The organism is Anaerovibrio slackiae (assembly GCF_009695585.1).
In the GTDB taxonomy this organism is placed as follows: domain Bacteria; phylum Bacillota; class Negativicutes; order Selenomonadales; family Selenomonadaceae; genus Anaerovibrio; species Anaerovibrio slackiae.
Map to the genome: position 1 here is coordinate 51,857 of NZ_VUNR01000014.1, position 12,221 is coordinate 64,077.

The 12,221-nt window shown below is 51.8% G+C and carries 13 protein-coding genes; 12 read left to right on the plus strand and 1 reads right to left on the minus strand.

The window, feature by feature from the left end; genetic code table 11:
* The first annotated feature begins 42 nt into the window (after window positions 1-42).
* The 5 genes from udp to cdd are packed head-to-tail and all read left to right on the plus strand — an operon-like array spanning window position 43 to window position 4,325.
* A complete protein-coding gene (gene udp / locus FYJ84_RS08280; protein ID WP_154407127.1) occupies window positions 43-834 on the plus strand; it encodes a uridine phosphorylase in 792 nt (263 codons plus the stop codon).
* 16 nt (window positions 835-850) lie between these two features.
* Entirely contained in the window at window positions 851-1,957 is a 1,107-nt protein-coding gene (locus FYJ84_RS08285) for a NupC/NupG family nucleoside CNT transporter (RefSeq protein ID WP_154407128.1), read from the plus strand.
* 52 nt (window positions 1,958-2,009) lie between these two features.
* Window positions 2,010-3,200, plus strand: coding sequence for a phosphopentomutase (locus FYJ84_RS08290; protein ID WP_154407129.1), 1,191 nt, complete (start codon window positions 2,010-2,012; stop codon window positions 3,198-3,200).
* Between the two features lie 46 nt (window positions 3,201-3,246).
* Window positions 3,247-3,912 (plus strand): deoxyribose-phosphate aldolase, encoded by a 666-nt coding sequence (gene deoC, locus FYJ84_RS08295; protein ID WP_154407130.1) that lies wholly within the window; start codon window positions 3,247-3,249, stop codon window positions 3,910-3,912.
* Window positions 3,909-4,325: a cytidine deaminase gene (gene cdd, locus FYJ84_RS08300; protein WP_154407161.1), complete on the plus strand. Its 417-nt coding sequence runs from the start codon at window positions 3,909-3,911 to the stop codon at window positions 4,323-4,325. The genes deoC and cdd overlap by 4 nt, the downstream gene beginning before the upstream one ends.
* Window positions 4,326-4,477: 152 nt before the next feature.
* Here the strand turns inward: cdd and FYJ84_RS08305 are convergent, their stop codons facing one another.
* Window positions 4,478-5,023 (minus strand): NADH peroxidase, encoded by a 546-nt coding sequence (locus tag FYJ84_RS08305; protein WP_154407131.1) that lies wholly within the window; start codon window positions 5,021-5,023, stop codon window positions 4,478-4,480.
* A 321-nt stretch (window positions 5,024-5,344) separates the two neighbouring features.
* Here FYJ84_RS08305 and tsaE point away from each other — a divergent pair, with 321 nt between their 5' ends.
* From tsaE to FYJ84_RS08340, 7 genes are all read left to right on the plus strand, one after another.
* The gene (gene tsaE, locus FYJ84_RS08310) at window positions 5,345-5,821 is read left to right on the plus strand and encodes a tRNA (adenosine(37)-N6)-threonylcarbamoyltransferase complex ATPase subunit type 1 TsaE (RefSeq protein ID WP_154407132.1); all 477 of its coding nucleotides are present in this window, start codon (window positions 5,345-5,347) and stop codon (window positions 5,819-5,821) included.
* A complete protein-coding gene (tsaB, locus tag FYJ84_RS08315; protein ID WP_154407133.1) occupies window positions 5,809-6,537 on the plus strand; it encodes a tRNA (adenosine(37)-N6)-threonylcarbamoyltransferase complex dimerization subunit type 1 TsaB in 729 nt (242 codons plus the stop codon). The genes tsaE and tsaB overlap by 13 nt, the downstream gene beginning before the upstream one ends.
* Window positions 6,534-7,052, plus strand: a complete 519-nt coding sequence (gene rimI, locus FYJ84_RS08320; protein WP_154407134.1) for a ribosomal protein S18-alanine N-acetyltransferase — start codon at window positions 6,534-6,536, stop codon at window positions 7,050-7,052. The genes tsaB and rimI overlap by 4 nt, the downstream gene beginning before the upstream one ends.
* Window positions 7,053-7,155: 103 nt before the next feature.
* A complete protein-coding gene (gene tsaD / locus FYJ84_RS08325) occupies window positions 7,156-8,175 on the plus strand; it encodes a tRNA (adenosine(37)-N6)-threonylcarbamoyltransferase complex transferase subunit TsaD (RefSeq protein WP_154407135.1) in 1,020 nt (339 codons plus the stop codon).
* 24 nt (window positions 8,176-8,199) lie between these two features.
* On the plus strand, window positions 8,200-9,657 hold the full coding sequence (locus FYJ84_RS08330) for a histidine kinase N-terminal domain-containing protein (RefSeq protein WP_154407136.1): 1,458 nt from the start codon (window positions 8,200-8,202) through the stop codon (window positions 9,655-9,657).
* Window positions 9,658-10,233, plus strand: a complete 576-nt coding sequence (locus tag FYJ84_RS08335) for an ANTAR domain-containing response regulator (RefSeq protein ID WP_154407137.1) — start codon at window positions 9,658-9,660, stop codon at window positions 10,231-10,233.
* Between the two features lie 1,037 nt (window positions 10,234-11,270).
* Window positions 11,271-12,155, plus strand: coding sequence for an NAD(P)-dependent oxidoreductase (locus FYJ84_RS08340; RefSeq protein ID WP_405750205.1), 885 nt, complete (start codon window positions 11,271-11,273; stop codon window positions 12,153-12,155).
* The last annotated feature ends 66 nt before the right edge of the window (window positions 12,156-12,221 follow it).

The window sequence follows — 12,221 nt, forward strand, 5'->3', positions numbered from 1 at the left end:
TGTTTTTAGAGGAAGTTTTAGATTTTAGAAGGAGAGTTTATCATGCAGAATTATTCAGGTGAAGCAGGGCTGCAGTATCATTTGCAGATTCGTCCGGGGGATGTGGGGAGATATGTGATTTTGCCGGGGGATCCGAAGCGCAGTGCCAAGATTGCCCAGCATTTTGAGGATGCAAAGCTGGTGGCTGACAATCGGGAATATGTTACCTATACAGGCTATCTGAATGGTGAAAAGGTCAGCGTTACCTCCACCGGTATAGGCGGGCCTTCTGCCTCCATCGCCATGGAGGAGCTGGTGAAGTGTGGCGCGGATACCTTCCTCAGGGTGGGAACCTGTGGCGGCATCGATCTGGATGTCAAGGGCGGAGATATTGTAGTGGCAACAGGTGCCATCCGCATGGAGGGTACCAGCAAGGAATATGCTCCTATTGAATTTCCTGCTATTGCAGATCTGGATATTACCAATGCCATGATTGCGGCCTGCAAGAATTTGCAGCTGAATTACCATGCCGGAGTTGTGCAGTGCAAGGATGCATTCTATGGGCAGCATGATCCGCAGATTATGCCGGTGAGCTATGAGCTTCTGAACAAGTGGGAAGCCTGGAAGCGGCTGGGCTGCAAGGCATCGGAGATGGAGTCAGCCGCTCTGTTTATTGTGGCAAGCCATCTGAAGGTGCGCTGCGGTTCTGATTTTTTGGTGGTGGGCAACCAGGAAAGGGATGCCCTGGGCATGGAAAATCCGATTGTGCATGATACTGAGTCGGCTATTAAGGTAGCTGTGGAAGCCATCAGGCTTTTGATTGCGGCGGACAAGGAAAAGGCCGTACAGGGCTGATCGGAGGGAATTTTTTATGCAGCTTGCAATGAATTTGCTGGGCATTGTCGTGGTTATCGGCCTGTGCTGGCTCTTGTCATGGCACAGAAGGGATGTCAACTGGCGGCTGGTAGGCAAGGCTCTGGCCATTCAGTTTTTGCTGGCGATTTTTATCGTCAAGGTGCCTGTGGGGCAGCAGGTGATTGCCGTGCTATCTGATGGCGTGACTGCCGTGGTGAACAGCGGCAAGGACGGCGTAGCCTTTGTTTTTGGCGATTTGGCAGATAGCTCCAAGGGCTTTATATTTGTCGTTCAGGCACTGGCAAATATTATTTTCGTATCAGGCCTGGTAGAGCTTTTGTATTATCTGGGTGTCATCGGTTTTGTGGTCAAAAAATTGGGCTGGGTGGTCAGGAAATTGATTGGCTCTACGGAAACGGAGAGCTTTATTGCCACAGCTAATATGTTTTTGGGGCAGACCAGCAGCCCTGTTTTGATCAGCAGGTATATTGGACACATGACCAGGAGCGAAATTCTTGTTATTCTGGTTGCAGGCATGGGCAGTATTCTCATCTCCAAAATTATTTTGCCTGAGGTGGAAACAGCTGAAAGTCTGGATGAGCTGGCTATTGATGGCAAGGGAAGCAACAGCAGCCCTATAGAGGCGGTTATCAACGGTGCTTCCGTGGGTGTAACCATAGTTATCGGTATTTCAGCTTCCCTGATTGCCATTATCGGCCTGGTAGCGTTGCTCAATATGATTCTCGGTTTTGCCGGGCTGAGCCTGGAGATTATTTTCGGCTATATATTTGCGCCTTTTGGCTATCTTATGGGCTTTGATGGTGCGGCCGCCTTGCAGGAGGGAACCTTGCTGGGGCAGAAGATAGCCCTCAACGAATTTGTAGCCTTTAGCAATCTGGGCTCCTTTATTGGAACCCTTGATGCCAGGACTGCCATGATGGCTTCTATTTCTCTGGCAGGTTTTGCCAATGTGGGCAGCATGGCTATTTGCGTAGGCGGCATCGGTGCCCTGTGCCCTGGCAAGAAGGGCGTGCTTTCCCAGCTGGTGCTGCGGGGGATGATAGGCGGTGCTCTCCTGAGTATTTTGAGTGCCATGCTGTGCGGCTTGGTGGCACTGTTCTGATGCTGCCAGAAAAATACAGTGGCATGAGTTTTATTTAAAGAGGTGCTGTAGGATGAAAAAGTATAAACGTATTTTTACTGTTGTGCTGGATTCTGTAGGCATAGGTGCTGCCGGTGACGCTGAGGCCTTTGGCGATGCCGGGGCGGATACCCTGGGGCATATTTCACGGCAGGTGCCGGGGATGAAAATTCCCCACCTGCAGAGCCTGGGCATAGCAAATGTGCACAGGCTGCCCCATATCCGGGCGGCAGAAAAGCCTCTCGGCTACTATGCCAGGCTGCGGGAGGCAAGCAATGGCAAGGATACCATGACCGGCCATTGGGAAATGATGGGGCTGCATATTACCACCCCCTTCAAGACCTTTACGGAAACCGGTTTTCCCAAGGAGCTGATAGATGAGCTGTCCCGGCGCACCGGCAGGGTGATTATCGGCAACAAGAGTGCCAGCGGCACGGCAATCCTGGATGAGCTGGGGGAGGAGGAAATTGCCACAGGGCACATGATTGTCTATACCTCGGCTGACTCAGTGCTGCAGATTTGCGGCAACGAGGAAACCTTCGGACTGGATGAGCTGTATCGCTGCTGCGAGATTGCCAGGGAGCTGACCATGCGGGACGAGTGGAAGGTGGGCAGGGTGATTGCCCGGCCGTATGTAGGCAGGAAAAAGGGGGAGTTCAGGCGCACCAGCAACCGGCATGACTACGCCTTGAAGCCTTATGGCGCCACTGTCTTGAATGCTCTGAAGGAGGCCGGGTACGATGTGATTTCCGTGGGAAAGATTGCGGATATTTTTGACGGGGAGGGCATTACCGAGTCCAACAAGTCAAAAAGCTCCGTGCATGGCATGGAGCAGACCATAGAGCTTGCCGGACGGGACTTTACAGGCCTGTGCTTTGTTAATCTGGTGGATTTTGATGCCCAGTGGGGACATCGGCGCAACGTGCAGGGGTACGCTGAGGAATTGGAGCGGTTTGATGTGAGGCTGGGGCAGCTGTTGCCTCTGCTCCGTGATGATGATTTGCTGATTCTGACTGCTGACCACGGCAATGATCCTACCTTCCGGGGGACGGATCACACCAGGGAGGATGTGCCGTTTTTGGCCTATTCCCCTTCTATGAAAGGGCATGGAGAGTTGCCGGACTGCGATACCTTTGCCGTTATCGGGGCAACTATTGCAGATAATTTCGGGGTGGCCATGCCGGAGGGAACCATCGGTACATCCCTGCTGGATTGCCTGGCATGATTGATAGGAAATTTGTAGTATGATGATATAGAAATGAGGTTGGCTGATGGATAAGAAGGATATACTGGCAAGGGTTGATCATACGTTGCTGGATCCGACGGCAGGCTGGGAGGATATACGTCGGGTTTTGGATGATGCGCTGCACTATGGCACGGCTTCGGCATGTATTCCGCCGGCTTATGTAAGGCAGGCGGCAGAACAGGTGGAGGGACTGCTGCCTATCTGCACGGTAATCGGTTTTCCTAATGGCTACAGCACGGTGGCAGTCAAGACCTTTGAGGCGGCTGCTGCCGTTCAGGATGGTGCAGACGAAATAGATATGGTGCTGAACATTGGCTTGCTGAAGGCACATCGTGATGCGGAGGTGCAGGCGGAAATCATGATGGTACATGATTCCTGCCGGGGCAAGCTGGTCAAGGTCATCATTGAAACCTGCCTTTTGACAGAGGAGGAAAAAATTCGTGCCTGCCATCTGGTGACTGAGGCAGGGGCGGAGTATATTAAGACATCTACGGGCTTTTCTACCGGCGGTGCCACCTTTGAGGATGTAGCCCTGCTGAGAAAGCATGTAGGTCCCAATGTTAAGGTAAAGGCCGCAGGCGGTATTTCCTCCTTTGCTGATGCGGAGAAATTCATAGAGCTGGGAGCGGACAGGCTGGGCACCAGCCGCCTGGTGAAGCTGATGAAGCAGGAAGAGGGGTGGAGATATTGACCAATGAGGAGCTTTTTCAGGAGGCCCAAAAGGCAAGGCTTCATGCCTATACGCCCTATTCCCATTTTCAGGTAGGGGCGGCGCTTTTGACAAAGGAGGGCAAGGTTTATCACGGCTGCAATATTGAAAATGCCGCCTATGGCCCCACTAACTGTGCGGAGCGTACGGCTTTTTTTAAGGCAGTGTACGAGGGTGAAAGAGAATTTGACAGGATTGCCATTGCAGGTGCCCCGGAAGGGCAGGAGCCGGAGGAAATGTGTGCTCCCTGCGGTGTCTGCCGTCAGGTGATGATGGAATTCTGCCAGCCGGACAGCTTCCGGATTATCCTGTCAGATGGCAAGGGCAGCGTGGCTGATTTTGCCCTGGGGGAGCTGCTGCCCTACGGCTTTGGCCCTGCTAATCTGGGCAAATGAACAGATAGCAGGTGATTTTGCGCAAAGGTCGGCAGGTAATTGACAGGTAATTTTATATAATTTTGCACAGCAAAAGAGGATGGCAGGGATTGCCATCCTCTTTTTTGGAAATTAATGGGATATATGTGGAAATTTTAAGGGAAGCAAATTGATTATTTACCGAAGTAACGCTTCAGGAGGCCGGCAAAGCCCTTGCAATGGCGAGCTTCGTCCTTGCACATCTCATGCACGGTGTCATGGATAGCATCCAGGTTCAGCTGCTTTGCCTTAACAGCAAGCTTCTTCTTGCCTTCGGTGGCACCGAACTCTGCATCCTTGCGCATGGACAGGTTCTTCTCGGTGCTGTCGGTGAGCACCTCGCCCAGGAGCTCAGCAAACTTGGCAGCATGCTCAGCTTCCTCAAAAGCATAGCGCTTGAAAGCCTCGGCAACCTCAGGATAGCCCTCACGGTCAGCCACGCGGCTCATAGCCAGATACATACCTACCTCGGAGCACTCGCCGTTGAAGTTCTCGCGGAGCCCCTCGATAATCTCCGGGTCAACACCCTGAGCTACGCCCAGACGATGTTCGTCTGCCAGCTGCATCTCGCCTTCCATCTCCTTGAACTTGTCAGCGCCTGCCTTACAGATAGGGCACTTCTCAGGAGCAGCATCGCCTTCATGAACATAACCGCAAATGGTGCATACGAACTTTTTCATAACTTTTTCCTCCTATATGATACACACAACACTGTTTTGTCCTTATCTCTATGGACCTTATTATACTAATTCGACACAAATTTGAAAAATCCTGTTTTTTGGCAAATTTTTTCTTTTTAAGGCTTTTTCTTTAGTTTTCTGGCGTATGCTTTATTTATTATTAATTTATAAAAAATAGTAATGGATAATAATTATCATAATGAAATAGCTGAAAATCTCTTTTGTGCAGGTTGCACAAGTTTTTTGCTATAGGGGATTATTTGTGATAAAATTTTATATTGAAAAAGAATGTATTTTTAGCGAGCAAATGGGAGCGTAATAATGTTTAAATTTAAATCTGATGCACCTGCAAGGACAGCGGAGCTGGCAAGAAGGCTTGCCGGTGTGCTGAGGCCGGGAACTGTTATCTGCCTGGATGGGGATTTGGGGGCTGGCAAGACCTTGTTTGTGCAGAATCTTGCCGCCAGCCTGGGCGTGCAGGGAGAGGTTACCAGCCCAACCTTCAATCTGATGAACCTGTATGAGGACGGCAGGCTGCCGCTGGTGCATTTTGATTTGTACCGGCTGGAGCAGGAATACGAGCTGGACGAGATTGGCTTTTATGATTATGCGGAGAACCCTGATGGCCTGGTGCTGATAGAGTGGGCGGAAAAATTCCCTGAGTGCCTGCCGGAAGACCATATTGCCCTGGAAATCCAGCGCACTGATGTGGAAGATGAGCGTGTGCTGGTGTTCAGGCTGGCAGGTAGTGCCCTGCAGGATGTGTATAAGGAGATGGAAAAGCTTTGCCAATTTTAGCAATAGATACAGCGACGATGGTTTCCAGCGTGGCTGTGGCGGATGAAAAAAGACTGTTAGCCGAGCTGACAGTGCAGACCAGATTAACCCACTCGGAAACCCTTTTGCCTCATATAGAAAAGGTGCTGCAGCTGGCAGGGGTGAAAAAGGCGGAGCTGACCGGGGTGGCTGTGAGCCTGGGGCCAGGTTCCTTTACGGGACTGCGCATAGGGCTGGCAGCTGCCAAGGCGATTTCCTACGGTTTGAGTATTCCGATTTTCGGCATTCCCACTACGGAGGTGCTGGCATGGCATTACCCGGTGCCTGGTATTGCCGTGGTACCCTTTATCGATGCCCAGAAGGGAAATGTGTACAGCGCGGTCTATACATGGCAGGGAGATGGCTTCGCGGAGGTGAGCCCTGTGCAGGTTTACTCCGTAGATGAGGCACTGGCCTTGTGTGCAAGCCAGCAGATGACAGTGATGGCAGTAGGCGATATGGTGGCGAAAAAACTGGCAGGACGTGAGGATTTGCCAGCCAATGTGCAGCTGCCGCCGCAGCACCTGCTGATGCCCCGTGCTGCCAATGTGGCCATGGCAGCCCTCAGGCGGCAGCAGGAGGGCAGGGAGGATTCCGTCATGGATTTGGAGCCGGTGTACATCAGGCGCTCCGAGGCGGAGGTGCTGTGGGAAAAGCGTCATGGCACCGATAATGAAAAGGAGAAGGTGCAGCCATGAGCAATAAGCCTGCAGTAACTGAAAGGGCGCCAGGGAATCCTAAGAATGGCAATCCCAATGAAAGCAGTATTATTTTTCGCCGCATGGTGCAGGATGATGCAGATGGCGTGGCAAGGGTGGAGGCGGCATGCATGCCGGTGCCCTGGTCACGGCAGTCCTTTTGGGAGGAGGCATCCCATACGGATGCTTATTACCTGCTGGCAACGGATGCAGAACGGGATGATTTGATTGTGGCCTATGCCGGCTGCTGGGTGCTTGCCAACGAGGGGCATATCACCAATGTAGCGGTGGACCCTGCTTATCAGGGGCAGGGGCTTGGCAGGCGGCTGATGAATGAGCTCATCCTGCGTGTGAAGGAGCTGGGGGTGGATTCCATGACACTGGAGGTGCGCCCATCCAACCAGGTGGCAATCAATCTCTATACCAGCCTGGGCTTTCGCAGCGTGGGGCAGCGTCCAAAATATTACACCAATCCTGTAGAAGCGGCTGAAATCATGTGGAATACCAAGCTGTAGAGACTTCAGCAGCCTTTTTCTTTTCCTTTTTAGCCGGAGCTTTTCGGAGATAGTCGTTATGTCGTAGATATTTAAAGATACGTGGAGATATTTAGAGATACTTATGGATAATAAAATTACTCTAGCAATAGAATCCAGCTGTGATGAAACATCTGCAGCTGTTTTGCGCGGCGGGCGGGAGGTCCTGTCGCTGGTGATTTCCACCCAGATTCCCGTCCATCAGAAATTTGGCGGCGTGGTGCCGGAAATCGCCTCCAGAAAGCACATTGTGAATATTATGCCGGTCATAGACGAGACGCTGCAAAAGGCGGGGCTAAGCCTTTCGGATATAGACCAGGTGGCTGTAACCTACGGGCCGGGACTGGTAGGAGCGCTTTTGGTAGGCGTATCCGCCGCCAAGGCACTTGCCTTTACCCTGGGGGTGCCGCTGATTGGCGTCAATCATCTGGAAGGTCATATTTTTGCCAACTTTATCAGCCATCCTGATTTAAAGCCGCCTTTTATGGCACTGGTAGTCTCAGGCGGCCATACTTCCCTGGTGCATGTGAAGGATTATAATTCCTTCGCCCTCATGGGGCAGACCAGGGACGATGCGGCAGGGGAGGCCTTTGACAAGGTGGCCAGGGTAATGGGGCTGCCTTATCCGGGCGGTCCGCAGATTGACAGGCTGGCGCAGGAAGGGGATCCCCATGCCATTGATTTCCCCAAGGCCTTGCAGGAAAAGGGCAATTATGAGTTCAGCTTCAGCGGCTTGAAGTCTGCGGTGCTGAATTATCTGAACAGCATGAAGTGCAAAAATCTGCCTGTCAATAAGGCAGATGTGGCGGCTTCTTTCCAGAATACAGTCATTGAGGTGCTGATCGCCAAGGCCATGGACGCGGTCAGGGAGTCCGGCTGCGATACTCTGGTGCTGGCAGGAGGCGTGGCTGCCAACAGCTCCCTGGAGGGGCGGCTTAGGGAGGCGGCTGACCGTGAGGGAATCCGCTTCTGCTATCCTGACAAGCTGCTCTGCACCGACAATGCGGCCATGATTGGCTGTAGGGGCTACTATCAGGCACAGGCAGGCATTTACTCTGATTTGTATCTCAATGCAGTGCCGGGGCTGGCACTGACGGATTTGTAGCAGGCAGGACAGGAGGCGGCAGGTATGCAGCTTAATACACAGGATTTATCTGAATTTCAAAATGAGACTATTACAGCGGCTTGCCGCAAATATACGAATTTGACGGCTATGCAGTCAGAGGTGCTGAAAAGGCTGAATTCCTGCCTGCCTTTTATTGCGGATTTGGCTCATGCCTATCTGTATCTCTATGTCAGGACGAAGGATGACTCCAAGCTTTTGGTTCTGAAGCACTATCGGCCTCATACTTTCTTTACGGATATTGAGCTGACCGGGGAAGGGGCGCTGGTGTCTGCCGTGGAGGAACCCCTGATTACGGCTGCCTTTGAGAAGGGAAAGTTCATTCAGGGTCAGAGGGAATGGCGCTTTGGCATCAATCTTGAAATGTATGTGCAGCCCATCAAATCCGGCAACGAGGTTATCGGTGTGGTGAGCATGGAGACAGGCCATAGCTATGCTTCCTCCAGCAACTACCATCAGTTGATGGATACGGCTGTGTTTTTGCTGGAGCATGGCAAGAAGGGGCTGGACAGGGAGCAGTTCCGTACCATGTCGCCGGGAACCGGCATCATTATTGCCGACCACAGCAACCGCATCGTGTTTGCCAATCTGTCGGCAACCCGCATCTACCGTTCCCTGGGGATTACCAGCCTGATTGGCTGCCGCATGTCAGACAGGGAGCTGAGTGCCATGCTGCACAAGGAGACCATAGACAGCAGCCGCCCTTATGAACGTGAAATCCAGATCAGGGATATTGTGCTGGTGCAGCGAGATATCAAGCTGGAAGAAGCAGGAGTCCTGCAGCGGCGGATTATGCTCTTGTCCGATGTGTCGGAGCTGCGGAAAAAGGAACGGGAAATCAAGATAAAGTCGGCAGTTATCCAGGAAATTCACCACAGGGTGAAGAATAATTTGCAGACCATTGCCAGCCTCCTGAGGCTGCAGGCGCGCCGTTCCAAGATGCCGGAGGTCAAGTCGGCATTGCAGGAGAGCACCAACCGCATCCTGAGCATGTCTGTGGTGCACGAGTTTTTGTCCCAGCAGGATGCGGAGGAAATCAAGGTCATCGAGGTGACGCGGAATATCCTGAATACGGTGGCGCCCAATATGGTTTCCAGCGATTTTCAGCTAGAACAGGCTTTTGACGGGCCGGAGGTTGTGCTGCCCTCCCGCACGGCCAGCAATCTTGCCGTGATTATTAACGAGCTTATCCTCAATTCCATTGAGCATGGCTTTGAGGGGCGTGACCGGGGGCTTATAGGGCTGCATACGGAGGAAACGGCGGATGGGTATGTGCTGGAGCTGTATGATGATGGCTGCGGCCTGCCTGCTGATTTTGACCTGTCAAAGACGCGGTCCTTGGGTTTGCAGATTATCAGGACACTGGTGGCTGATGATATGGGTGGCGAGATAGAGCTGTTCAGCCGTCAGGGAACCCATGCGAAAATTACGATACCACGAAATCCAGAGGGAGGAGAATATTGAATGAAAGCCTTGAAAATTGTGATTGCCGATAATGAATCTGTTATCCGCATGGATGTCCGTGAGATGCTGGAGGAAGCAGGTCATGAGGTAGTGGGCGAGGCTGTAAATGGAATAAAGGCAGTGGAGCTGGCCAGGAAGCTGAAGCCGGATCTTTGCATACTGGATATAAAGATGCCGGAGATGGATGGGATTACTGCTGCCAAGCTGATTACGGAGGAGAAGATTGCCCCGGTGCTTCTTTTGACGGCTTTCAGCCAGAGCGATATGGTAAAGCGTGCCACGGATGCAGGGGTGCTGGCTTATCTGGTGAAGCCGGTGCAGGAGAGCAATCTTTTTCCTGCTATGGAGGTGGCGATTTCCCGCTATCAGGAAATGCAACAGCTGGAAGATGAGCTGTTCAAGGTGAAGGATACCCTGGCCATGCGCAAGACGCTGGACCGGGCCAAGGGGATTCTCATGGATGCTCATGGGCTCACGGAGTCGGAGGCCTTCCGCCGCATCCAGCAATATAGCATGGCAAAGAGAAAGACCATTAAGGAAGTGGCAGAGGCAATTATCCGGGCAGCAACAAAATAAATTGGAAATTTCAGTTTATCGTCGTGAAGGTACGAGACTTTTGGAACATTAACGGATGAGTTTTGTTGGTTTGTGCACTCTGTTCAGATTAAAAATGGGCTGAGCGGGACAGCTACCCATAGAAAACACGCTCGCGCTCCTAGTTGTGCCTCGCGTTACTAACATTCATCTATCGCCTGCGGCTCTGATGAATGAAGTAACGAGGCACAACAAAGGTTTTCTATGGGTACTGTCCTCACTCATCCCTTTCTTTGTCTGAACAGATATAAACAAAATGACAGAACCACATACATTATTTGTTACCATAGTGCTCCATACAGCTTTACGAATAAGCCTGAAATAGGGGGGCTGGGAGCTGACGAGACCTGCTACTGCCAACAACTATGCAAGGCAACCTGCTCTTATAAACAGGCTTGTTTACATGTCACTATATTCTTATGCTAAGGTTAGCAGTTTATCCCATGCAACTTATACAGTTGGGCTGAAGAATTGTTTACTTGCACTATACGTTATGCAACGGTTGGCAATTGCAAGTTTCGTCAGTCTCCCGGCTCCCCTTTTTCAGGCTTGCTCGTAAAGTCAGAATTAGTTGCTACAGTTGCATGCTAATTGAATGCAGTTGGATTATTATGCGCATATCTGTTCAGACAAAAAGAGGGACAGGTGCGGCATGTACCCAAAGAAAACCTTGAGTGCAGCCTCGCTTCTTAGCGAGTGCGAGCGTAAGCGACGCAGGAGCTTAGAAGCGCGAGGCTGTGCTAAGAGCGAGAGCGAGTTTTCTATGGGTACTGCCGCTACCTGTCCCTTTTAAATGTCTGAACAGAGTCCACGAACTACCAAACTATTTCTATCAGTATATGCACGAAGTAACGAATAACCACTACGACAAACTGAAATTTTCCAAATGTGGACAATAGAACGTAATGCTACTATAATGGTAGGTAGCAAGGGAGGGTGACATGGGGATTTCATCTGGCAGGAGAGACGTTATAAGGCTTGTATATTTTTGCCCTGAAGTTGGGGCTGCAAGGAAGAAAATAGAGGGGGAATATAGTATGGCACTTAAAAAAATCGGGTTTATCGGCACCGGGGTTATGGGCAGCAGCATGGCAAGGCATCTGCACGAGGCAGGCTTTGAAGTTTCTGTCTACACCAGGACAAAGGAGAAGGCACGGGAGCTTCTGGATATGGGCATGAAGTGGCAGGACACACCGGCAGCTTTGGCGGCAGGGGTGGATGTGGTCATTTCCATGGTAGGGTATCCCCGGGATGTGGAAAGCGTTTATCTGGGTGAAAAGGGTGTATTGTCTGCCAAACAGGGCGGCTACATCGTGGACATGACCACATCCAGCCCGAAGCTGGCACAGAAGCTGTACGAGGCTGCCAAGGAAAAGGGGGTAGCCTCCCTGGATGCACCTGTGTCAGGCGGCGATTTGGGAGCCAGGAATGCTACCCTTGCCATTATGGTGGGAGGTGACGAGGCAGCTTTTAAGGAGCTTCTGCCGGTATTTCAGGCCATGGGCAAAACTATCAACTACTTTGGCGGTGCAGGCTCCGGCCAGTACACTAAGATGGCAAATCAGATTGCCATTGCCGCCGGGATGCTGGGAGTGGCTGAGTCCCTTGCCTACGCTCAGAAAATGGGGCTGGATGCCCAAAAGGTGCTGGAGACCATCGAGACAGGCGCAGCCGGTTCCTGGTCTCTTTCCAATCTGGGCAGGCGCATGCTGAAGGGCGATGACAAGCCTGGCTTCTATATCAAGCATTTCCTGAAGGATATGCGCATCGCCATTGAGTCTGCCCAGGAAGCAGGCATGGAACTGCCGGGGCTGAAAAAAGCCAAGGAGCTTTATGATCAGCTGGCAGAGCGGGGCATGGAGGATAAGGGAACCCAGGCGATTATTCAGTGGTATCAGGGCTGAAAACAGCAATAAAGCAACGCAGGCTGCTGCATGGCAAAAAGGCAAAAAATAAGAGCAGGGATGTTG

Coding starts and splice junctions, on each gene's coding strand:
- udp (WP_154407127.1), top strand. CDS start 43: ATGCAGAATTATTCAGGTGAAGCAGGGCTGCAGTATCATTTGCAGATT.
- FYJ84_RS08285 (WP_154407128.1), top strand. CDS start 851: ATGCAGCTTGCAATGAATTTGCTGGGCATTGTCGTGGTTATCGGCCTG.
- FYJ84_RS08290 (WP_154407129.1), top strand. CDS start 2,010: ATGAAAAAGTATAAACGTATTTTTACTGTTGTGCTGGATTCTGTAGGC.
- deoC (WP_154407130.1), top strand. CDS start 3,247: ATGGATAAGAAGGATATACTGGCAAGGGTTGATCATACGTTGCTGGAT.
- FYJ84_RS08305 (WP_154407131.1), bottom strand. CDS start 5,023: ATGAAAAAGTTCGTATGCACCATTTGCGGTTATGTTCATGAAGGCGAT.
- tsaE (WP_154407132.1), top strand. CDS start 5,345: ATGTTTAAATTTAAATCTGATGCACCTGCAAGGACAGCGGAGCTGGCA.
- rimI (WP_154407134.1), top strand. CDS start 6,534: ATGAGCAATAAGCCTGCAGTAACTGAAAGGGCGCCAGGGAATCCTAAG.
- tsaD (WP_154407135.1), top strand. CDS start 7,156: ATGGATAATAAAATTACTCTAGCAATAGAATCCAGCTGTGATGAAACA.
- FYJ84_RS08330 (WP_154407136.1), top strand. CDS start 8,200: ATGCAGCTTAATACACAGGATTTATCTGAATTTCAAAATGAGACTATT.
- FYJ84_RS08335 (WP_154407137.1), top strand. CDS start 9,658: ATGAAAGCCTTGAAAATTGTGATTGCCGATAATGAATCTGTTATCCGC.